The 22,323-nt window shown below is 71.4% G+C and carries 15 protein-coding genes; 9 read left to right on the forward strand and 6 right to left on the reverse strand.

The window, feature by feature from the left end:
• Nucleotides 1-12: 12 nt before the first annotated feature.
• Nucleotides 13-2,466: a molybdopterin oxidoreductase family protein gene (locus GPY60_RS13770; protein ID WP_156688233.1), complete on the forward strand. Its 2,454-nt coding sequence runs from the start codon at nucleotides 13-15 to the stop codon at nucleotides 2,464-2,466.
• Complete coding sequence (locus GPY60_RS13775) at nucleotides 2,463-2,942, forward strand: hypothetical protein (RefSeq protein ID WP_156688234.1); 480 nt, start codon at nucleotides 2,463-2,465, stop codon at nucleotides 2,940-2,942. The genes GPY60_RS13770 and GPY60_RS13775 overlap by 4 nt, the downstream gene beginning before the upstream one ends.
• A gap of 140 nt (nucleotides 2,943-3,082) precedes the next feature.
• Here GPY60_RS13775 and cynS read toward each other — a convergent pair whose 3' ends face one another.
• The 3 genes from cynS to GPY60_RS13790 are packed head-to-tail and all read right to left on the reverse strand — an operon-like array spanning nucleotide 3,083 to nucleotide 4,733.
• Nucleotides 3,083-3,550 (reverse strand): cyanase, encoded by a 468-nt coding sequence (gene cynS / locus GPY60_RS13780; protein WP_156688235.1) that lies wholly within the window; start codon nucleotides 3,548-3,550, stop codon nucleotides 3,083-3,085.
• A gap of 53 nt (nucleotides 3,551-3,603) precedes the next feature.
• Nucleotides 3,604-4,119: a nitroreductase family protein gene (locus tag GPY60_RS13785; protein ID WP_156688236.1), complete on the reverse strand. Its 516-nt coding sequence runs from the start codon at nucleotides 4,117-4,119 to the stop codon at nucleotides 3,604-3,606.
• A 17-nt stretch (nucleotides 4,120-4,136) separates the two neighbouring features.
• Nucleotides 4,137-4,733, reverse strand: coding sequence for an HD domain-containing protein (locus GPY60_RS13790; protein ID WP_156688237.1), 597 nt, complete (start codon nucleotides 4,731-4,733; stop codon nucleotides 4,137-4,139).
• A gap of 43 nt (nucleotides 4,734-4,776) precedes the next feature.
• Between GPY60_RS13790 and recC the strand changes: the two genes are divergently transcribed.
• Genes recC through GPY60_RS13810 form a run of 4 tightly spaced genes read left to right on the forward strand, consistent with a single transcriptional unit; the run spans nucleotide 4,777 to nucleotide 13,856 of the window.
• The gene (recC, locus tag GPY60_RS13795) at nucleotides 4,777-8,079 is read left to right on the forward strand and encodes an exodeoxyribonuclease V subunit gamma (RefSeq protein ID WP_156688238.1); all 3,303 of its coding nucleotides are present in this window, start codon (nucleotides 4,777-4,779) and stop codon (nucleotides 8,077-8,079) included.
• Nucleotides 8,079-11,360: a UvrD-helicase domain-containing protein gene (locus GPY60_RS13800; protein WP_156688239.1), complete on the forward strand. Its 3,282-nt coding sequence runs from the start codon at nucleotides 8,079-8,081 to the stop codon at nucleotides 11,358-11,360. The genes recC and GPY60_RS13800 overlap by 1 nt, the downstream gene beginning before the upstream one ends.
• On the forward strand, nucleotides 11,357-13,144 hold the full coding sequence (gene recD / locus GPY60_RS13805; RefSeq protein ID WP_156688240.1) for an exodeoxyribonuclease V subunit alpha: 1,788 nt from the start codon (nucleotides 11,357-11,359) through the stop codon (nucleotides 13,142-13,144). Before GPY60_RS13800 ends, recD begins: the two co-directional genes overlap by 4 nt.
• 7 nt (nucleotides 13,145-13,151) lie before the next feature.
• On the forward strand, nucleotides 13,152-13,856 hold the full coding sequence (locus GPY60_RS13810) for a TVP38/TMEM64 family protein (RefSeq protein ID WP_156688241.1): 705 nt from the start codon (nucleotides 13,152-13,154) through the stop codon (nucleotides 13,854-13,856).
• Here GPY60_RS13810 and GPY60_RS13815 read toward each other — a convergent pair.
• Both GPY60_RS13815 and GPY60_RS13820 read right to left on the reverse strand, forming a co-directional pair.
• On the reverse strand, nucleotides 13,853-14,800 hold the full coding sequence (locus GPY60_RS13815; protein WP_156688242.1) for a class I SAM-dependent methyltransferase: 948 nt from the start codon (nucleotides 14,798-14,800) through the stop codon (nucleotides 13,853-13,855). The genes GPY60_RS13810 and GPY60_RS13815 overlap by 4 nt on opposite strands.
• 7 nt (nucleotides 14,801-14,807) lie before the next feature.
• On the reverse strand, nucleotides 14,808-15,758 hold the full coding sequence (locus GPY60_RS13820) for a class I SAM-dependent methyltransferase (RefSeq protein ID WP_156688243.1): 951 nt from the start codon (nucleotides 15,756-15,758) through the stop codon (nucleotides 14,808-14,810).
• Between the two features lie 126 nt (nucleotides 15,759-15,884).
• Between GPY60_RS13820 and GPY60_RS13825 the strand changes: the two genes are divergently transcribed.
• A complete protein-coding gene (locus tag GPY60_RS13825) occupies nucleotides 15,885-18,260 on the forward strand; it encodes a lysylphosphatidylglycerol synthase transmembrane domain-containing protein (protein WP_156688244.1) in 2,376 nt (791 codons plus the stop codon).
• 7 nt (nucleotides 18,261-18,267) lie between these two features.
• On the opposite strand, the gene GPY60_RS13830 is transcribed toward GPY60_RS13825, so the two are convergent.
• A complete protein-coding gene (locus GPY60_RS13830; protein ID WP_156688245.1) occupies nucleotides 18,268-20,901 on the reverse strand; it encodes a GH92 family glycosyl hydrolase in 2,634 nt (877 codons plus the stop codon).
• 193 nt (nucleotides 20,902-21,094) lie between these two features.
• Here GPY60_RS13830 and GPY60_RS13835 point away from each other — a divergent pair, with 193 nt between their 5' ends.
• Together GPY60_RS13835 and GPY60_RS13840 are read left to right on the forward strand one after the other, a co-directional pair.
• Nucleotides 21,095-21,781: an LpqN/LpqT family lipoprotein gene (locus GPY60_RS13835; protein WP_156688246.1), complete on the forward strand. Its 687-nt coding sequence runs from the start codon at nucleotides 21,095-21,097 to the stop codon at nucleotides 21,779-21,781.
• A gap of 53 nt (nucleotides 21,782-21,834) precedes the next feature.
• The gene (locus tag GPY60_RS13840) at nucleotides 21,835-22,320 is read left to right on the forward strand and encodes a hypothetical protein (protein WP_156688247.1); all 486 of its coding nucleotides are present in this window, start codon (nucleotides 21,835-21,837) and stop codon (nucleotides 22,318-22,320) included.
• Nucleotides 22,321-22,323: the final 3 nt, after the last annotated feature.

The raw sequence follows: 22,323 nt of genomic DNA on the forward strand, positions 1-22,323 counted from the left end.
TAAGCCGCCTGGGTGGCGATAGATCGCATCGCTGATCCGTGGGGAACACGGACGCCCTACGCACCGGGCGCGCGGTGGCCCGAGAGGGTGGACTGCTTCCTCGCCGACGGGGTCACACCCGAGTCGGTGGACCGGTGGGTGCAGTCGGCGGCCGTGCTGCACTCGAACGGTGACGGCCTGGACATCGCCGTCAAGGACGGCCGGATCGTGGGGGTCCGCGGGCGCGCCGTCGACCGCGTCAACCACGGCCGCCTCGACCCCAAGGACCTCTTCGGCTGGCAAGCCAACAATTCGCGGGACCGATTGACCACCCCGATGATCCGGGTCGGCGGCGCCCTCGAGCCGTGCGACTGGGACACGGCGATGGACCGGATCGTGGCGCGCAGCAGGCAACTGCTCGACGACTACGGCCCCGGCTCGATCGGGTTCTACACCTCGGGGCAGCTGTTCAGCGAGGAGTACTACACGCAGGCGATCATCGCGCACGGGGCCATCGGCACCAATCACGTCGACGGCAATACCCGGTTGTGCACGGCGACCGCGGCCGAGGCGCTCAAGGAATCGTTCGGCTGCGACGGGCAGCCCGGGTCCTACACCGACGTCGACCACGCCGACGTCATCGCGCTGTTCGGGCACAACGTGGCCGAGACCCAGACGGTGCTGTGGGCGCGGATGCTCGACCGCCTGGCCGGCGACGCGCCACCGGCGATCGTGTGCGTCGACCCGCGCCTGACGCCGGTCGCCCGGCACGCGACCGTGCATCTGGCGCCGCTGCCCGGCACCAACGTCGCGTTGATGAACGGCCTCTTGCACGAGATCATCGCCCACGACTGGATCGACCGCGACTACATCGACGCGAACACCGTGGGCTTCGACGAGCTGTGCAAGCGGGTCGACGAGTACCCGCCCGAGCGGGCGGCCGAGATCTGCGACGTCGACGCCGACGACATCCGTGAGGCGGCGCGCCTGATCGGCGACGCGCGGCGCCTGCTGTCCACCGTGCTGCAGGGCTTCTACCAGTCCCACCAGGCGACGGCGGCGGCGGTGCAGGTCAACAACATTCACCTGATCCGCGGCATGCTCGGCAAGCCGGGCTGCGGCGTGCTGCAGATGAACGGGCAGCCGACGGCGGAGAACACCCGGGAGTGCGGCGCCGACGGCGACCTGCCCGCGTTCCGCAACTGGGCCAACGACAAGCACATTGCCGACCTGGCGGCCGTATGGAACCTCGAGCCCCTGCAGATCCCCCACTACGCGTCGCCGACGCATGCGATGCAGATGTTCCGCTTCGCCGAGGAGGGCACGCTGCGGATGCTCTGGGTCACGGCCACCAATCCCGCCGTGTCGCTGCCGGAACTGGCGCGGATCCGCGACATTCTGTCGCAGGAGCGGTTGTTCCTCGTCGTCGAGGACATCTTCCTGACCGAGACCGCCGAGCTGGCCGACGTGGTGCTGCCCGCCGCGGCATGGGGCGAGAAGACCGGCACGTTCACCAACGTCGACCGCACCGTGCACCTGTCCGAAAAGGCCGTGGAGCCACCGGGATCCGCGCGCTCCGACCTCGACATCTTCCTCGACTACGCCCGCCGGATGGGCTTCCGCGACAAGGACGGCCGGCCCCTGCCGGCCTGGACCGACCCGGAGTCGGCGTTCGAGGCGTGGAAGAAGTGCAGCGCCGGCCGGCCGTGCGACTACACGGGATTGACCTACGAGAAGCTGCGCGGCGGCAGCGGAATCCAGTGGCCCTGCAACGACGAGAACCCCGACGGGACCGAACGGCTGTACGCCGACGGGAAGTTCTGGGCGCATCCCGAGTACTGCGAGGAGTACGGGAAGGACCTGATCACCGGCGCCCCGTTGCAGCCCGACGAGTACCGATCCCTGAACCCGGACGGCAAGGGCATCATCAGGGCCGCCCAGTACCTTCCCCCGCACGAGCGGCCCGGGCCCGAGTTCCCGTTCGCGCTCATCACCGGCCGGACGGTCTACCACTTCCACACCCGCACGAAAACCGCTCGGGCTCAACAACTTCAGGACGCCGCGCCCGAGGTGTGGGTCGAGGTCTCGCAGGGCGACGCGGGCCGCCTGGGCATCCGCGAGGGCGATCGGGTGGAGGTGACCACTCCGCGCGGCGCCATCACCTGCGCCGCCCGGATTTGCGGAATCCGCGACGGTGTGGTGTTCGTCCCGTTCCACTACGGCTACTGGGACATCGCCGGTGATGGGCACCACCGCGCCGCCAATGAGCTCACGCTCACCGACTGGGACCCGGCGTCCAAGCAGCCGATCTTCAAGACCGGCGCGGCCAGGCTCGCGAAGGCGCCCGACCGGGATGGGCGGCGGGCCGCAGGTTTCGCCCCCGCGCCGACGACCACGGCCTCCGCGCCGGTGAACGGTTCGGCGCCCGCGACGGCGCGCGCCGCGGCGGCCGGGGTCACGGAAGCCGTGTATGGAGACTCGCCGTGAAGCTGAAGATGGCGATCCGGGAGCTGCACCGTTCCGAGCGCAGGCTGGCTCACCGCCTCAACGTGGTCGCCGCGCGGCACCACAGCGACCAGGACATCTGCCACCTGGCGCGGGACCTGGCGGGCTGGTCACAGCAGCACCTTGGCGAGCTCGCCGCGCACGGCCGCCACTACGGCCTGCGTCTGTCCGCCCGTCCGCGCACCCGCCCGGTCACCGGCCCGGTGCAGTCGCGCGCGAGCGACCTGCTGCGACACCGCCCGGAACCGGGGTTGATCCTCCTGGCCGACTTGCGGCGCATCCACCGGATTGCCGCCGGGGTGTCGCTGGACTGGGAATTGCTCGCCCAGGCCGCGCAGGCCGCGAAGGACACCGAACTGCTCAGCCTCGCCGCACGCTGCCATCCGGAGACGCTGCGCCAGATGCGCTGGGCCAACGCGATGCTGAAGGACCTCTCCCCGCAGATCCTGCTGAACTGACGTCGGCGAAACAGACCGGGACGAACACGGTGGCCGGATGGACCATCCGGCCACCGCACCCTCATCGCCTCCTCATCGCCAGTGTGACACGTGCACAGCGAACAGTCACTTCACCGGACGCGTCGCGGGATCGACCGGTATCACGGCTGCGGGTCGGCGTCGGCCGTAACCCACTGGTAGGGAAGGAACTTGCCGTCGAAGGTCACCACCACCCGGTCGCCGGACGGGTGCGACTTTTTCTTGAGGTCCACGCTGAAATTGATCGCACTCATGATGCCGTCACCGAATTGCTCGTGGATCAGCTCCTTGATGGCGCCGCCGTAGACCTGCAGCGCCTCGTAGAAGCGGTAGATGGTCGGGTCGGTGGGGACTGCGGTCGGCAGCCCACCCCGCATGGGGGGTGCCGCCAGGACCGCGACGGCCGACTCGTCGAGCTCGAGCATCCGCACGAGGATCGCGCCCAGCTCGGCGGGTATGGGGTGCTGACCGAGCAGGGCCGACGTGGTCCACACCACCGGCCTGCCGACGGCGTCGGCAAGCTGCTGCCAGGTCAACCCGAGGCGCAGGCGGGCGAGGACGATCTGTTCGGTGAGCTGATTTCTGTCCATCGCCCAAGCATGCTACGACTCCGCAAGGCCGCCAAGACCTTTCGGCGCGACGATCACCACCGCCCGTGGTGGACGACCTCGGCGAACGGCCGCCGGTTCGGCTTGCGGATCGGGGCCAGCGGGCGGTCGGCGGGATAGCCGAGGCCGAGCAGGAAGGCCACCAGATAGCCGTCGGGGACGCCGAGGATGGCGCGCGCCCTGTCCTGATCCCCGACCGATGAATGGCCGGTCCCGATCCCGAGGTCGGTCGCGGCGATCATCATCGCCATGGTGGCCTGACCGACGTCGTAGTTGTCGGTGATCACCCGGCGCTCGTCGGGCGGCGTCGGCACCACGATGGCGATCGCGGCCGCGGCGGACGCGATGTGGCCGGCCCCCTGCCAGACGGTGGACAGCTCCCGCAGCTGGGCCCGGTCGGTGACGATCACGAAGTCCCACGGCTGGCGGTTCTTCGCCGAGGGCGCCCGCCACCCGGCCTCGGCGATGCGGTTCAGGTCCGCCTCGGGGATCGGGTCCGGCGTGTACTGCCGGACATTGCGCCGGGCCAGAATCGCGTCCCAGGCTTCCATTTCGGTCCCGCCTCTCGCTAGTCGTCGCCGATTTCCCGCCCCAGCGCGTCGATCACGTCGCTCAACTCGCCGACCATCCAGCTGTCGGTGCGCCTGCGGAACACCTCCAGCAGGGAGCGGTAGTACCACAGGTGATCCTCCGGGTCCTGTGTGCTGAACCGCCGCCACACCGCGTCCCCGTGCGCGCGCAGGTCTCGCAGGATCGCGCGCGCATTGTCGAGCTTATCGGCCAGCGACACCAGCACGGTCGCGTCGGACGCCTCGCCGAGGTGGCGCACGTAGGCCTCCTTGCGCGGCCGCCACGGCGGCTTCGGCGTCTCGAAGCTGTCGCTGCACTCTTCGACGATGGTCGCGACGCCGGCGCCGAACTTCCGTGCGATCTCGTCGAGCGTTGGCCGGCCGCCCTGGTCCTCGGCCGCGTCGTGCAGCAGTGCGGCGATGGCCTGCGTCTCGGTGCCGCCGTCCTCGATGACCAAGCCGGCGACGGACAACAGGTGCCCGATGTAGGGCACGTCGCTCGCCTTGCGCGTTTGCCCGGCGTGCTTGTCGGTCGCATAGCGCAGCGCCTCGGTGAACTTCGGTGTCAGGCGCTCCGACGACGTCCGCTCGGCCATGCCGCCTCCAGGTGTCGGTGTCAGGGTCTATCGTGGCACCGCAATGGCGCTTCATCTCCACCGTGCCGAGCGCACCGATCTCCTTGCCGACGGCCTCGGCGCTCTACTGGCCGAACCCCTGCCGGATCCGTTCGCCGAGGAACTTGTGCTGGTGCCGGCGCGCGGCGTCGAACGCTGGCTGAGCCAGCGGCTCTCGCACGTCCTCGGGCGTCGTGAGCGCAGCCCGGGCGGCGACGGCGTCTGCGCTGGGGTGGTGTTTCGCAGCCCGGCCTCGCTGATCTCCGAGCTGTCCGGGACCGCCGCCGACGACGACCCGTGGGCGCCCGAGGCGCTGGCCTGGCCGCTGCTCGAGGTCATCGACTGCTCGCTGGGCGAACCCTGGTGCCGCACCCTGGCGACCCACCTGGGGCACTTCGACACCGGGCCCGAGGCCGAATTGCGCCGGGGCAGAAGGTATTCGGTGGCGCGCCGGCTGGCCGGCATCTTCGCGTCGTACGCCCGCCAGCGCCCGCAGCTGCTGGCCGACTGGCTGGCCGGCAACACGGACGGCCTTGACAGCGACCTGGCCTGGCAGCCCGAGCTGTGGCGCGCGGTCGCCGCCGTCATCCCCGCCGATCCCCCGCACGTCCGCCACGAGAAGACGGTCGCCCGCCTGCGCGAGGGCCCGGCCGACCTGCCCGCGCGGCTGTCGCTGTTCGGGCACACCCGCCTGGCGCGCACCGACGTCGAACTGCTCGAGGCCTTGTCGGTGCACCACGACCTGCATCTGTGGCTGCCCCACCCCAGCGACGACCTGTGGCGGGGCCTGGCCGGCGTTCACGGCGCCGTCCCGCGATCCGCCGACGACCGCCGACGCGCCGCGCGCCATCCGCTGCTGCAGACCCTCGGCCGGGACCTGCGCGAGCTGCAGCGCGCGCTGCCGGCCTGCCCGGCCACCGACGAGTGCCTGAGCCTCGACGCCGGCGCGGCCGGGCCGGCCACGTTGCTCGGCTGGCTGCAGTCGGACATCGCCGCCAACGCGGTCCGGCCGGCGGGCCGGGAGCTGGCGGACGGCGACCGGTCGGTGCAGGTGCACAGCTGCCACGGGGCCGCGCGTCAGGTCGACGTGCTGCGCGAAGTGCTGCTCGGGCTGCTCGAGGACGACCCGACGCTCGAGCCCCGCGACATCGTCGTGATGTGCCCGGACATCGAGTCCTACGCCCCGTTGATCGTCGCCGCCTTCGGGCTGGGCGAGCTGGCCGGCGAGGGCCACCCGGCGCACCGGCTGCGGGTCCGCCTGGCCGACCGCTCGCCCACGCAGACCAACCCGCTGCTGGGCGTGGCCACCGAGCTGCTCGGCATCGCCGGCAGCCGCTCCACCGCTACGGGGCTGCTCAACCTCGCCCAGGCCGCGCCCGTGCGGGCGCGGTTCGGGTTCACCGACGACGACCTCGACGCGATCACGGCGTGGGTGCGCGAGTCGGGCATCCGCTGGGGCTTCGACTCCGAACAGCGGGCGCCGTACGGGCTCGGCCACATCCTGCACAACACCTGGCGTTTCGGACTCGACCGCGTCCTCACGGGGGTCGCGATGTCCGACGACTCGCAGGCGTGGCTCGGCACCGCGCTGCCCCTCGACGACGTGGGCAGCAACAGGGTGGAGCTGGCCGGGCGATTGGCCGAATACGTCGCGCGGGTCCAGCGCGTGGTCGGCGCACTCGAGGGCCCCCGGCCGCTGACCGCGTGGATCGACGCGCTCGCCGATGGAGTCGAGGCGCTCACCTGTGTCGGCGACGACGACGCCTGGCAACCCGGACAACTGCGGCGGGAGTTCGCAAACGTGTTGGAGGAGGCGGGTTCCCGTTCCGCCACGGTGCTGCGACTGCCCGACGCTCGCGCGCTGTTGGCGGGGCACCTGGCCGGGCGTCCGACGCGGGCGAACTTCCGCACCGGCACCATGACGGTCTGCACGATGGTGCCGATGCGTTCCGTCCCGCACCGGGTGGTCTGCCTGCTCGGCCTCGACGACGGTGTGTTCCCCCGGATCAACCGCGCCGACGGTGACGACGCGCTGGCGCGGGCGCCGATGACCGGCGAGCGCGACATCCGTTCGGAAGACCGGCAATTGCTGCTCGACGCCATCTGCGCGGCCAGCGAGACGCTGGTGATCACCTACACGGGTGCGGACGAGCACACGGGCCATCGCCGTCCGCCCGCCGTGCCGCTGTCCGAGGCGCTCGACGCCCTCGACCGCACGACGTGCGGTCCGGTGCGTGAGCGCGTCGTGGTGCGGCACCCCTTGCAGCCGTTCGACATTCGTAACGTCACCGCCGGTGCGCTGATACCGGGCCGGCCCTTCACCTTCGATCCGACGGCCCTGGTCGCCGCCGAGGCGGCCGCGGGCGACCGGCGCGCGACGCGTCCGTTCTTCGCCGAACCACTCCCGCCCCCGCCGCGCGACGACGTCGCGCTCACCGACCTGCTGGCCTTCTTCAAGGATCCGGTCAAGGGCTTCTTCCGCGCCCTGGAGTACCTGCTGCCCTCGGAGGTCGAGGACCTCGACGACGAGATGCCGGTCGAGATCGACAATCTCGAGGAGTGGACGGTCGGCGACCGCATGCTGCGCGACATGCTGCGGGGCATGCACCCCGACACCGCCGCCAACGCCGAGTGGCGGCGGGGCACGCTGCCGCCCGGCCGGCTGGGGATGCGCAAGGCCGTCGAGATCCGCGACCAGGCCGCCGATTTGGCGCGCGCGGCGCTGCAGCACCGGCGCCCCGACCCCGACGCGTACGACGTCGACGTCCCCCTGACAGACGGCCGCCGGCTCACCGGGACGGTGACCCCCGTCTTCGACGGTCGCACGGTCTCGGTCACCTATTCGAAGTTGGGCGGCAAGCACCTGATCCAGGCGTGGATCCCCCTGCTCGCGCTGGCCGCCGCCAGGCCGGGACGCGACTGGACGGCGCTGTGCATCGGGCGCGCCAGGAACAACCACCGCATCGACCAGCGACTGCTCGCGGCGCCCCCGGATGCCGTCGAGGCGCTGCGCGACCTGGTGCGCCTCTACGACGCCGGCCGCCGCGAGCCGCTGCCGCTGCCGGTCAGGACGTCGTTCGCCTGGGCCGAGGCGCGGCACTGCGGCGGTGATCCGCGCCGGGCGGCGGACTGGCGGTGGCATTCCCAGCGCAACTTCCACGGCGAGGACGCCGAGCCCGCGCACGAAAGGGTCTGGGGCAGAAGGGCTCCCATCAGTGTCCTGCTGGGCGCGCCGCATCCGGGCGAGGAGTGCGACGGCGACGACACCCGGCTGGGCGCGCTTGCCGCGCGGTTGTGGCTGCCGCTGCTGCGCGCGGAGGTGCGCTGATGGAGCAATTCGATCTGCGGGGGCCGCTGCCCGCGCCCGGGTCCACCACGGTGCTGGAAGCCAGCGCCGGCACCGGTAAGACCTTCGCGCTCGCGGGCCTGGTCACCCGCTACGTCGCCGAAGGGGTGGCCACGCTCGACCAGATGCTGCTGATCACGTTCAGCCGCGCCGCCAGCCGCGAGCTGCGCGAGCGGGTGCGCGGCCAGATCACGGATATCGTTGCCGCGCTGTGTAATCCGGCCGGCGACGCGCCCAACGAGCTCGTCGCCCACCTGACGGCCGGCACCGACGCGGACCGCGCCGAGCGCTGCGAGCGGCTCCGTGACGCGCTGGCCGGGTTCGACGCCGCGACTATCGCGACCACCCACGAGTTCTGCAGCATGGTGTTGAAATCCCTTGGGGTGGCCGGCGACACCGACGCCGGGGTGACGCTGGCCGAAAGCCTCGACGACCTGGTCACCCAGATCGTCGACGACCTGTACCTCGCGCATTTCGGATCCCAACGCGAGGAGGCGGCGCTGAGCTACGCCGATGCGCTGGCGCTGGCCCGCGCGGTGGTGGGCGATCCGTGCGCCCAACTGCGCCCGGCGGACCCGGCCCCGGATTCCGTTGCGGCGGTGCGGCTGCGGTTTGCCACCGACGTGCTCGGGCAGCTCGAGCTGCGCAAGCACCGGCTCGCGATCCTCGGCTACGACGACCTGTTGCGCAGGCTCGCCGCGGCGTTGCACGCGGACGACTCCGACGCCCGCGACCGGATGCGGGCGCGCTGGCCGATCGTCATGGTCGACGAGTTCCAGGACACCGATCCCATCCAGTGGCAGGTCATCGACCGCGCCTTTTCCGGCCACTCCGCGGTGGTGCTCATCGGCGACCCCAAGCAGGCGATCTACGGCTTCCGCGGCGGCGACATCTACACCTATCTCGCGGCCGCGAGCACCGCGGGTGAGCGGCGCACCCTCGACGTCAACTGGCGCAGCGACACCGCGCTCGTCGAGCGGCTCCACACCGTTCTGCACGGCGCCGAGCTGGGCGATCCGCGCATCGTGGTGCGCCCGGTCGAAGCGCGCCTCGCCGGTCATCGCATGGCCGGCGCGCCCCGCAAAGCGCCGTTCCGCCTGCGCCTGGTCGGGCGCGCCCTGTTCGGTGTCGACCAGTCGAAGACCATCCCGATGGCCGAGCTTCGCCGCTTCATCCCCGTCGACCTGGCCGCCGACATCGGCGCCCTGCTGGCGGGCGGTGCGACGTTCGACGGCGCACCCATCGAGGCCGGTCACGTCGCGGTGATCGTCGAGACCGGCGAGGACGGCCGGTCGTGCCAGAACGCCTTGATACAGAACGGAATCGCCGCCGTCTACACCGGCGACGACGACGTGTTCTCCTCCCCGGCCGCCGCGGACTGGCTGTCCCTGCTGGGCGCGTTCGACCAGACCCACCGGGCCGGCGTGGTCCGCGCCGCCGCGGCCACGGTGTTCTTCGGCAAGACGGCCGACGAGCTCGCCGCCGGGGGCGACGCGCTGACCGACGGCGTGGCCGCCACCCTGCGGGACTGGGCGGATCTCCTGCGCCAGCGCGGGCCGGCGGCGGTGCTCGAGGCGGCGCAGCTGGCCGGGATGGGCCGACGCGTGCTCGCCGGGCAGGGCGGCGAGCGCACGATGACCGACCTGTCGCACATCGCGCAACTGCTGCAAGAGGTTTCGCACCGCGAGCGGCTGGCCCTGCCCGCGCTGCGCGACTGGCTGCGCCGCCAATGCGACGAGCGCGAGGGGGCGCCCGAACGCAACCGCCGCATCGACAGCGACGCCGCCGCGGTGCAGATCATGACGGTGTGGGGGGCCAAGGGCCTGCAGTTCCCGATCGTGTACCTGCCCTTCGCGTTCAACCGGCACCTCTTCGTCGACGACATCCCGCTGTTCCACGACGACGCCGGGGTTCGCTGCCTGCACATCGGCGGCCCGGACAGTCCCGATCTGGCCGAGACCGAGCGGCTGAGCCGGGCCGAGGCGGCCCGCAACGACATCCGGCTGACGTATGTGGCGCTGACCCGGGCGCAGTCGCAGGTGGTGGCCTGGTGGGCGCCGTCGTTCGACGAGCCCAACGGCGGCCTGTCCCGCCTCATGCGCGGCCGGCGGCGCGGCGAGGCCGCCGTCCCCGACCGCTGCGATCCGAAGACGATCTCCGACGACGAGGCACTGGCCCACTTCCGGGCCTGGGAGGCCGCGGGCGGGCCGGTGATCGAGGAGGCCATCGTCGCCCCCGTGCCCGCGCTCACCCCACCCCCTCCACGAATCGATCTGGGCGTGCGGCACTTTCACCGCTGCATCGACACCACCTGGCGGCGTACCTCGTACTCCGCACTGATCCGGGGCGCCGACGAGCCCGGTGTCGGCAGCGAACCCGAGGCCACGCCCCGCGACGACGAGGTCGACGTGTCGCCGGAGGCGGCCCCGCCGCCCGCCGGAGCGGACCTGCCCTCCCCGATGGCCGACCTTCCGGCCGGTGCCACGTTCGGGTCGTTGGTGCACGCGGTGCTCGAGGACGCCGATCCCCTCGCGCCGGACCTGGCCGCCGAACTGGAAGGCCGGATACGGGCGCACTCGGCGTGGTGGCCCGTGGACGCGGAACCCGAACGGCTGGCGTCCGCGCTGATCCCCATGCACGACACGGACCTCGGCCCGCTGGCGCCCGGAGTGACGCTGCGGCAGGTCCCCCTGCGGGACCGGTTGCGCGAGTTGGACTTCGAGATACCCCTGGCGGGCGGTGACATTCGCGGTGAGGTGCCCGACCTGCGACTCGCCGACGTGGGTGAGCTGCTGGCCTGGCACCTTCGGCCGGGGGATCCGTTGGCCGGCTACGCCGACCGGCTGAGGTCCGACGCGCTCGGCGGCCAGCCGCTGCGCGGTTACCTGTCGGGGTCGATCGACGCCGTGCTGCGGGTGGCCGGCCCGCGCTACCTGGTGGTGGACTACAAGACCAACATGCTGGGTGACACGGCGGCCGACTACGGCTACGCGGCGCTCACCGGGGCGATGCTGCACTCCGACTATCCGCTGCAGGCGCTGCTGTATCTCGGTGTGCTGCATCGCTTCCTGCGCTGGCGCCAGCCCGGCTACGACCCCGCGCGGCACCTGGGCGGGGTGCTGTACCTGTTCGTGCGCGGCATGTGCGGACCCGGCACTCCCGTCACCGACGGCCACCCGTGCGGGGTGTTCAGCTGGCGGCCGCCGCCCGAGCTGGCCGTCGCGCTGTCGGACCTGCTCGACGAGGGGCGGTGGGCCGCATGAGCGTGACCGAGAGCGCCTACGAGGACCTCTTCGATCGCCGACTGGCCCTGGCCGTCGGCGGCCTGCTCCGCGACTTCAACGAGGCCGGCGTGCTGGAAGCCGCCGACGTGCATGTGGCGCAGCGGATCACCGAGCTCGCCGACGAGCGCGACGAGGCGGTGGCCCTGGCGGTCGCGCTGGCGGTCCGCGGCCTGCGCGGCGGCTCGGTGTGCGTCGACCTGACGACCGTCGCCGCCGAGTGCGCGGCGCCGGAACTGCCGTGGCCAGACCCGTCGTCGTGGCCGGCGGCGGTGCGGGCGAGCGGCCTGACGCGCGAACCCCCGGTGCTGCGCCTGCACGACGACCGCCTGCTGTACCTCGACCGGTACTGGCGCGAGGAGGGCCAGGTCTGCGCCGACCTGCTCGCGTTGTCGGTTCCCGGCGCCCCGATCCGGCCGCCGACGCTCGAGCGGCTCTTCCCGCCCGGCTACGAGGAGCAGCGCGCGGCCGCGGAAGTCGTTCTGTCGCAGGCGGTCACCGTGCTCACCGGCGGGCCGGGCACCGGCAAGACGACCACCGTCGCGCGCCTGCTCGCGCTGTTGACCGAAGAGGCGGAGGCCTCGGGGCGGGCCCGCCCGCGCATAGGGATGGCCGCACCCACCGGAAAGGCCGCCGCCCGGCTGACCGAGGCGGTGGCGGCGGAGGTCGCCGCGCTCGAGCCGCCCGACCGCGCGCGGCTGGCCGGGCTAGAGGCGGTGACACTGCACCGGCTGCTCGGCAGCCGGCCCGACACGTCGGTGCGGTTCCGCCATCACCGCGGCAACCGGCTCCCGCATGACGTGATCGTCGTCGACGAGACGTCGATGGTGTCGCTGACGATGATGGCGCGGCTGCTGGAGGCGGTGCGGCCCGACGCGCGGCTGATCCTGGTCGGCGACCCGGACCAGCTGGCCTCGGTGGAGGCCGGTGCGGTGCTGGCGGATCTGGTCGACGGCCTGTCCGAGCGCACGGACACGCGCGTCGCCGCCCTGCGCTCGTCGCACCGGTTCGGCGAGTCCATCGGCGCCCTTGCCGCGGCCATCCGGGCGGGTGACGCCGACCGGGCGATCACGCTGCTGCGCGCGGGCGGCGAGCACGTCGAGTGGATCGACGAGCCGGACCCGACGGACCGCCTGCGGGCGATCCTGCTTCCGCACGCGCTCCGCGTGCGGGAGGCGGCCGTGCTGGGCGCCGACGCGGTCGCCCTGGCGGCCATCGACGGGCACCGGCTGCTGTGCGCGCATCGCCGCGGACCGTTCGGCGTCCAGCGGTGGAACCGCGAGGTGCACCGGTGGCTGACCGACGAGAGCGGTCTGCCGGCGTGGTCGGAGTGGTACGCCGGCCGGCCGCTGCTGGTGACGGCCAACGACTACGGGCTGCGCGTGTACAACGGGGACACCGGCGTCGTCGTCGCCCGTCCGGACGGGCTGCGGGCCGTCGTCGCCGGCGCCGCGGGCACGCTGGATTTCGCGACCAGCCGGCTGTCCGACGTCGAGACGATGTACGCGATGACCATTCACAAGAGCCAGGGCAGCCAGGCCGACGAGGTGACGGTCCTGCTGCCGGGCGAGGACTCCAGGATGCTGACGCGCGAGCTGTTCTACACGGCGGTCACGCGCGCGAAAGTCAAGGTGCGCGTGGTGGGTTCGGAGGCAGCGATCCGTATCGCGATCGGTCGGCGGGCGGTGCGCGCGAGTGGGCTGCGGCAGCGGCTCAAGGCCGCTCCGTCGGCCGTGCCGGTTCTCGGGCGAATGAGGAAGCGCTGAGGCGGTATTGGCTGACAACGACGAACCCTCGAGGAGCACCCGGCGGCGCCACATCGCCCGGCTCGCCGTGTTCGCGTGCTTTCTGCTCGCGGTGTTCTACCTGGTGGCCGTCCGGCGCGTCATCGACGTCGACGACGTCCGGCGCACCGTGTCGGCGACGGGGTCGCTCGCCCCGCTGACCTACGTGGCGCTCTCGTCGGCGCTGGGCGCGGTGTTCGTGCCGGGCTCGATCCTGGCCGCGGGCAGCGGCCTGTTGATCGGACCCTTGCTCGGACTGTTCGTCACCCTGGGGGCCACGGTGGGCACGTCGATCGTCGCCAGCCTCGTTGGCCGCCGGGCCGGGCGGCGCAGCGCGCGGGAGTTGCTGGGCGCCGCGCGCGCCGAGCGCATCGACGGGCTGATCGAACGCCGCGGCCTGTGGGCCGTCGTCGGCCAGCGCTTCGTCCCCGGCATCTCGGACGCCCTCGCCTCCTATGCCTTCGGCGCTTTCGGTGTTCCGTTGTGGCAGATGGCGATTGGCTCGTTCATCGGCTCGGTGCCGCGCGCCTTCGCGTACACCGCGCTGGGCGCCTCGATCGCCAACCGGTCGTCGGTGTTGGCCTACTCCGCGATCGCGGTGTGGTGCGCCACGGCGATCGTGGGCGCCTTCGCAGCGCGCAGCGGGTTCCGCCGATGGCGCGGGCACGCCCGCCGCCCGGAGGGTCGGGGCTAAGCCCGCTGCGCCGCCACGAACAGGTTCCCGGGTACCGCGTCGGAGACCTCCTCGGCCGCCTGGCGGCCGTAGCCCGCCATCAGCTCGTCTGCGGGCGTCACCGTCACCTTCCAGCCGTGCCGGCGAAACCAGTCACCCACGTCCTCGCGCTCCTCGAAGTACCACAGCTGGTCGGTCCGGGGAACCTCGCGCTGCGGGTCGATCCGCTCCATCAGCGAACGGATCCGGTCCATCCGCTCACGACGCCTGGCCCGAAACTCCGGGTCGAGGAACTTCGGTCCCAACGCCTCCACCGCCACCCGGCTGCCCGTCGACGCGAGCCCGTGCACGCGGTCGAAGAGCAGGTCCTGAGCCGCGGCGGGCAAATAGGGCATCAGCCCCTCGGCCGACCAGGCGCTGGGCACCGACGCGTTGAATCCCGCCGCGCGCAACGCCTCCGGCCAATCCTGGCGCAGGTCCACGGGCACGGCGACCCGGTGGCAGGCCGGTTGCGCGCCCCGTTCGGCCAGTGTCGACTCCTTGAAGTCCAGCACCCTGGGCTGGTCGAGCTCGTAGACCGTGATCCCGTCGGGCCACGCCAGGCGCCACGCCCGAGAGTCCAGTCCGGCCGCGAGAATCACCACCTGGCGGATGCCGGCATGCGTGGCGTCGAGGAAGAACTGGTCGAAAAACGCTGTGCGCGAAGCCATGTAGCCGACCATCGCGGCCATCTGCAGCGGCAACTGCGGCTCGGCCTCGATCAGTTCGTCGGGCAGCGGCGGCGTGGAGTGCCAATTCCACACGCCGTCGCCTGCGGCATCGAGGAAGACCTGCGCGAAAGGGTCCTTGATCAACGGGTTTTCGCTGCGCGTCTCCGCCGCCCGCGCGGCCGCCACGCCGAGGGCCGTCGCCCCCACGCTCTCGGTGATGTCCCAGCTGTCGTCGTCGCTCCGGGCGGTGCTCACGCGGCGCTCACTTTCCTTCGTTGCGTTGCGCCGCGACGAACAACGTCTGCGGAACGGCGCCCTCGATGCCCTGCGGGGGCCTGCGGTCGTAGGCGGCCATCAGCTCCTCGGCCGGCGTGACCGTCGCGTCCCAGCCGTGGCGGCGCAGCCACTCGCCGACGTCTTCGCGCTCCTCGAAGTACCAGAGGTCGGCGACGTCGGGGATGTCCCGGTCCGGTTCCACCTCGGCCATCAGATCGCGCAGCCGCTGCATCGTTTCCCGCTGTCTGGCCACTGCGTCCTCGTCGAGGAAGTCGGGGCCGGGCGCCTCGACGGCGATCCGGCTGCCCGCGGCGGCAAGCTCGTTGACCCGCTCGAAGAGCAATTCCTGGGCGGCCGCGGGCAGGAACGGCAGCAGCCCCTCGGCTGACCAGACGCTCGGCGCCGACGGGTCGAAGCCGGCCTGCCGCAGCGCCGCGGGCCAGTCGTTGCGCAGGTCGACCGGAACGGTGACGAGGTTGCGGGGCGGTTCGAACCCGTTGTCGCGCAGGGTCGTCACCTTCCACTCCAAAACCCGGTCCTGGTCGAGTTCGTAGACCGTCACCCCGTCGGGCCAGGCCAGCCGCCAGGCCCGGGAGTCGAGGCCGGCCGCGAGGATCACCACCTGGCGCACCCCCGCCCGCGCGGCGTCGAGGAAGAACGCGTCGAAGAACGCCGTCCGCGCGGCCATGTAGTCGACCATCCCCTGCATCCGGGGCTTGAGGTCGGGCTCGGCCGCGGTGATCTGGGCGGGCAGGTTAGGCGCCGCGAACCAGTTCCACGCGCCCTCGCCGGCGGCGTGGAGGAACACCCGCGCGAATTCGTCCCGGGTGAGCGGGTTCTCGCTGTCGGTCTCCGCGGCCCGGGCAGCCGCGACGCCCAGCGCCGTCGCGCCCACGCTCTCGGTGATCTCCCAAGTGTCGTTGTCAGTCCTCGCCACGCCGATGCCTCCCCTTCGCTTGCGTGCCCACCCAATCGACCCTACGCGCGCCCGGCGTGCGCCAGATGTCGCGGAACGGGGCATCCGGTTAACTGCCGAACGGGCCCGACACGGGATAATCGGTGGATGCGAGTCGACGGGCGCGACGTCACCGTCACCGGCAGCTTGCTGCAACCCCTTACCCGGCGGACCAACGACATCCTTCGGCTCGCGGCGAGCGTCGTTCTGCTCGCGGTGGTGATCACCAGTTCACTCATCACCCGCCCGCAGTGGGAAGCGCTGGAGAAGTCGATCTCGCAGATCGTCGGCGTCCTGTCCCCCAAGCAATCCGATCTGGTCTACCTCGCCTACGGCATCGCGATCCTGGCCCTGCCGTTCATGATCCTGATCGGGATCGTGGTCGCCCGGCAGTGGAAACTGCTCGGCGCCTACGCGGCGGCGGCACTGCTGGCGGCGCTGCCGTTGTCCGTCGGCGGCGGTGGGCTGTCGGCGCCCCGGTGGCACTTCGACGTGTCGGACCGCCTCCAGACCGTGCTCGCACAGTTCCTCGACGACCCGCGCTGGATCGCGATGCTGGCGGCGGTGCTGACCGTGTCGGGGCCGTGGCTGCCCGCCCGGTGGCGGCGGTGGTGGTGGGCGCTCCTGCTCGCCTTCGTACCGATCCACCTGATCGTGAGCGCCATCGTGCCGGCCCGCGCGCTGCTGGGTCTCGCGGTCGGGTGGGTGGTCGGCTCGCTGGTCGTGCTCTTCGTCGGGACGCCCGCGCTCGAGGTGCCACTGGAGGATGCCGTGCGGGCGATGGCCAGGCGCGGGTTCCTGGTCTCGCGGCTCACCGTGGTCCGGCCCGCCGGGCGGGGCCCGCTGGTGCTCGCCGCCAAGTGCGAGTCCCCGCCCTGCTCGGCGATGATCGAGGTATACGGGCCGCATCAGCGCAGCGGCGGCGCGCTGCGCCAGCTCTGGGGCAAGCTCAAGCTGCGGGACGCCGAGACCGCGCCCCTGGTGGCGTCCATGCGCCGCGCCGTCGAGCACCGGGCGCTGATGGCGATCGCCATCGACCAGCTCGGCCTGGCCAACACGTCCGCGATCGCGGTCGCGCCGTTGACCCGCGGCTGGATGCTCTACGCGCACAGACCGCCCCGCGGCGTCCCCATCGCGGACTGCGTGGAGACGACCCCCGTTGCGCGACTGTGGGATTCGCTGCACGACCTGAACGGCCACCAGATCTCGCACGGCGACCTGCGCGGCCAGGAGATCACGGTCGAGGACGGCACGGTGCTCTTCGGCGACTTCTTCAGCGCCGAATACGGCGCCACCGACGCGCAACTCCAGTCCGACATCGCCCAGCTCCTGGTGACCACCTCGGCGCTCTACGACCCGAAATCGGCTGTGGCCGCGGCGATCGACGCGTTCGGCAAGGACACGATCCTGGACGCGTCGCGGCGGCTGACGAAGATCGCCGTCCCGCGAAGCATCCGCAAGTCCGTTCCGGACGCGGGCGCCGTCATTTCCGCCGCCCGCACCGAGGTGAAGCGGCAGACCGGCGCCGATCAGATCAAGACCGAGACCATCACCCGGTTCACCCGCAGCCAGGTGATCCAGCTGGTGCTGTTCGGCGCGCTGGTGTACGTCGCGTATCCCTTCATCAGCACCGTGCCGACGTTCGTTTCCCAACTGCGGCATGCCAATTGGTGGTGGGCGCTGCTCGGGCTGGCGGTCTCGGCGCTGACCTATGTCGGGGCGGCCGCGGCCCTGTGGGCCTGCGCCGACGGCACGGTCGGCTTCCGCAGGCTGGCAACGGTGCAGGTGGCCAACACCTTTGCCGCGACCACCACCGCCGCCGGGGTCGGCGGGCTCGCGCTCAGCACGCGCTTCCTGCAGAAGAGCGGGCTGTCCGCCATGCGGGCCACCGCCGCGGTGGCGCTTCAGCAGTCGGTGCAGGTGATCGTCCACCTCGCGCTGCTGATCCTGTTCAGCGCACTCGCCGGCGCGTCGACCGACCTGGCGCACTTCGTCCCCAAGGCCACCATGCTCTACCTGATCGCGGGCGTGGCGCTGGGCTTCCTCGGCACCTTCCTGTTCGTCCCGCGGCTGCGCAAGTGGCTGGCGACCGAGGTGCGTCCGAAACTGGCCGAGGTGAGCGGCGACCTCCTCGAGCTGGCCGGTGAGCCGAGGCGGCTCGGCCTGATCCTGTTGGGTTGCGCCGGAACGACTCTCGGGGCCGCGCTCGCGTTGTGGGCGAGCATCCAGGCCTTCGGCGGACACACCACGTTCGTCACCGTCACCGTGGTGACGATGGTCGGCGGCACACTCGCATCGGCCGCCCCGACCCCGGGCGGCGTGGGTGCCGTCGAAGCGGCGCTCATCGGTGGGCTGGCCGCCTTCGGGGTGCCGGCGGCCGTCGCGGTCCCGTCGGTGCTGCTGTACCGGATCCTCACCTGCTGGCTACCGGTGTTCGTCGGCTGGCCGGTGATGCGCTGGCTGACCAAGAACGAAATGATCTGACGCCGCGTCAATCCTGGCCGGCCAGCACCGCCACCATCACCACCGAACGGCGCACGCTCTGGCCGACCGTGGTGTCGATGTAGGCCAGGTAGTACTCCTCGGGCGTCGACCGGGCCACCGCGATCGCGACGGAAATGGCCGCCGATCCGCCTGAGCCGAACTGCCCCCGCAGGGGTTCGACCGTGATTCCGCTGTCGGTGGACGTGCCGGCGACGGTGTAGTCGCCGGCGCCGTCCACCATCCGTTGGGCGTCGACGGTCACGGTGCCGGTGGTGCCCGGCGCGATGGTGACGATGGGCCGCGACACATTCACCGTGACGGCCGAACCGCCCGCGCCGAAGGAAGGCGGCGCCGACGATTCGGCTGTGCCCCAATGCTTGTCGGGGTACGCCGCGAGCGAGAAGGTCAGCTCGGCGCCCGTGGCGACGGCCGACTCCGGGAGCCAGGTCTTGTCGGTGGGCCGCCCGTCGACGCTCAGGCCGCTCAGATACCTCAGGTGGCTGGGCCCCGACGCGCCCGGCGCCGAAATGCGCAGCGACTTGCCCCCGGGCAGGGCGACGACCGCGCGATCGAAAAGCGGTGCGCTGACGCTCAGTAGCGACGTTCCGGGCGTGCTGGGGTAGAGGCCGAGCGCGGCCCACACGTACCAGCTGGCCATCGCGCCGAGGTCGTCGTTGCCCGGCTCGCCGTCGGGGGTCGGGCCGAAGAGGCCGCGCACCCGGTCGACGGTGAGTTGGGTCTTCCAGGGCTGACCGATGTAGTTGTACAGCCACGGCACCGCGAAGCCCGGCTCGTTTCCGGCCCACAGATAGGGCTGGTTGGGGCCGACGTTCAGCTTCTCGACGAAGCGGTCGAGCCGGCCGGCCACGGCCCCACGGCCGCCGAGCGCGGTCACCAGGCCGGCAACGTTGTGCGGCACCCACCACAGGTACTGCTCGGCGTTGCCCTCGTCGAACCCGTCCTGGCCGAAGCCGAGGCGGGACTCGACGAAACCGGGTCCCGGCCGGAAGAGGCCGGTGCTGGCGCTGCGCGGTGACACGTAGTGCGTGCTCGGATTGAACAGGTTCTGCCAGTACTGCGACCGGTTCTGGAAGTCCGCGGCGGTCGCGGCGTCGCCGAGCGCGCCGGCGAACCGGGCGATCGCGAAGTCGTCGACCGACCACTCGAGCGTGATCGACGCCCCGGCGATCCTGGCGTCGGTGCGGAACTCCGGGCTCTGCGGCGCGTATCCCAGCTTCAGGTAGGAGTCGATGCCCGGCCGCTCCACGTACCCGTTCAGCCCGGTACCGCCCTTGGTCGCCGCGTACACCATGTAGCGCAGCGCCGCCTTGGCGTCAAAGTCCCTGGCGCCGAACGCATAGAGGTTCACGATCAGCGGCACCACGTTGTCGCCTGTCATCTCGCCGGTGGCGGCGTTGGCAAGAGCCCACCGGGGCAGCGACCCGCTCTGATCGGCGTCGTTCACCAGGGACTGGGCCATGTCGGCGGCGCGCTCCGGGAACAGCAGCGCCTGCAGCGCCGCCAGGCACCGGTAGGTGTCCCAGTCGGAGAAGTTGGCGTACTGCCGATGCCCCTCGGGCACCTTGTGCAGGGCGCCGTCGAATCCGGTGTAGGAACCGTCGGCGTCGTTGAACGTGTTGGGGTGCAACAGCGACCGGTACAGGGAGGTGTAGAACGTCGTCAGCGTGCCCCGGTTGCGGCCGGCCACCGAGATCCGCGACAGCGCGGCGTTCCACTCCGAGGCCGCCGCGGCGCGGACGTCGTCGAAGCTGCCCCCGCTCTCGGTCGCCAGGTTGGCCCGCGCCCCGTCGATGCTGACGTACGAGATCGCGGTTCGCACTTCGACTTTCGACCCTGCCGGGAAGGACACGTATCCGCCGCTGTACGGCGAGTTCGCGCTGCGCGCCCCGGCGTAGACGGCGAAGCCGTCCCAGGCGCCGTACGAATCGAACGGCCGGCTGAACTTCATCGCGAAGTACACCGTGTAGGTGTTCTTCTTGCCGCAGAAACCGCCGCTGCTGGCCCATCCGGTGATGGTGGTCCTGTCCTCGCCGATCTGGATGGCCGCGCGGGAATTGCCCGCGAGCGAAGCCCCGGAACGCACGTGGAACAGGGCGGGCCGCCCGTTGCGCGGGTAGGTGAACCGCCCGACTCCGGTGCGCGTCGTCGCGGTGAGTTCCGCGGTGATGCCGGTGCCCGGGAAGCGCACCGTGTAATAGCCCGGCACGCCCTTCTCGGAGTCGTTGTGCGCGATCTTCTCCCACGCGTCCCACGGCTGGGAGCCGATGGGGGTGGTCGTGGGCAGCATCGAGATGTCACCGAACGCGGCGCAGCCCACCGAGGCGTGCGTCATGCTGAACCCGGTGGAGCGGGCATTGCCGTGGTTGTAGCCGGCGTAGTTGTCGACCGTGTCGGGCGAATACTGCACCATGCCGAACGGCACCGAAGCGCCCGGGAAGTTGTTGATCTCGCCGACCGTCTCGCCGCCGGTTCCGGTGCCGACGAGCGTGTCGACGTGGTCCGCGGGATTGGTCACCAGCGGGGGTTCGCCGTCGTACGCCATGGGCGGCGCAGCCGCGATGAAAGCCATGACGAGGGCGGTTGCCGCGACGAGCGCGATCAGCACCCTGCGCGACGTCATAGAAGTCTCTTACTGGATAAACCGGTATGCGCGGGGGAATTTTGCCGGACGAATCGAATAACGATTTTTGGAAGACCGCGGTGGCGCCGAAATTCTCTCCAAAGATCCAGTTAACGCCGGCCGCCATTTCCGCTACTCTCGTTTCGCCGCGGTCGGCGCACGTACCGACCCCAATTTTCGGGAGATTGGATCGATGAAACATTTGACGGCAGCAACCATTACCGTGGCGCTTGCTTTGGCGCTCGTGGGTTGCGGCTCCGACAACAAGTCCGACAGCAAGACGTCGACCTCCACGTCGACCTCCTCGTCGACCAGTTCGTCGACCACGAAGGCGTCGTCCGCGACCAGCCCCGCCCCGGCGGCGGGCGCCAAGTACACCATCGCCGACTACGTCAAGGACAACCACATCACGGAGACCCCGATCCACCACGGCGACCCGGGCCCGAACGTCGACCTGCCGGTGCCGGCGGGGTGGCAGATCAACCAGAACGCCGGCACGTCGTATGGCGGCATCGTGTTGACGCAGCCCGCCAACCCGTCCGACCCGCCGACCATTTCGGCGCTGCTGTCCAAGCTCACCGGTGACGTCGACCCGGCGAAGATCATCCAGTACGCCCCGGGAGAGCTGCAGAACCTCCCCGGATATCAGGGCACCGGCAACGGCTCCGCGTCCACGCTCGGCGGTTTCCAGGCATGGCAGCTCGGCGGCACCTACCAGCGGGACGGCCAGACGCGCGCCGTCGCGCAGAAGACGGTCGTGATCCCCAGCCAGGGCGCGGTGTACGTGCTGCAGCTCAATGCCGACTCGCTGCAGAGCGAGCAGGGCCCGTTGATGGATGCCACCAACGTGATCGACGATCAGACGACCATCACGACGTAACTCGGGCACCGTCGCCTCTCCCCCGTCGGGCTCATCCGCCGTACGGTGAGCGCATGGGAGAACAGTCGCATGCGGTGGACGCCGGGCACCCGCCGTCGGCGCTCATGCGCTTGGTGAATCCGATCATGGGCGTCCTGCTGCGGAGCCCGCTTGCGGGACCGGCCCGCAAGCAGCTGATGGTGTTGAGCTTCACCGGGCGCAAGACGGGACGATCATTCTCGATCCCGTTGAGCGCCCACCTGATCGACGGCGAGCTGTATGCGCTCACCGGCGCCGGGTGGAAGCAGAACTTCCGTGGCGGCGCTCCCGCCCAGGTCGTCTACGACGGGCGGACCACCGCCATGCGCGGCGAGCTCATCCGCGACCGCGACGTCGTCTCCGGCCTGTTCCTGCGCTGCGCCCAGTCCTACGGCGTGCGCCGCGCGCAGCGCATGATCGGGCTGAAGTTCGCGGACCAGCGGATGCCCACGCTGGCGGAGTTCGCCGAAGCGGTCGATCGCCTCCACCTGGCGGCGGTGCGGTTGACGCCCGTCGAGTAGCGG

The organism is Mycobacterium sp. Marseille-P9652 (genome assembly GCF_902652685.1).
Taxonomy (GTDB): domain Bacteria; phylum Actinomycetota; class Actinomycetes; order Mycobacteriales; family Mycobacteriaceae; genus Mycobacterium.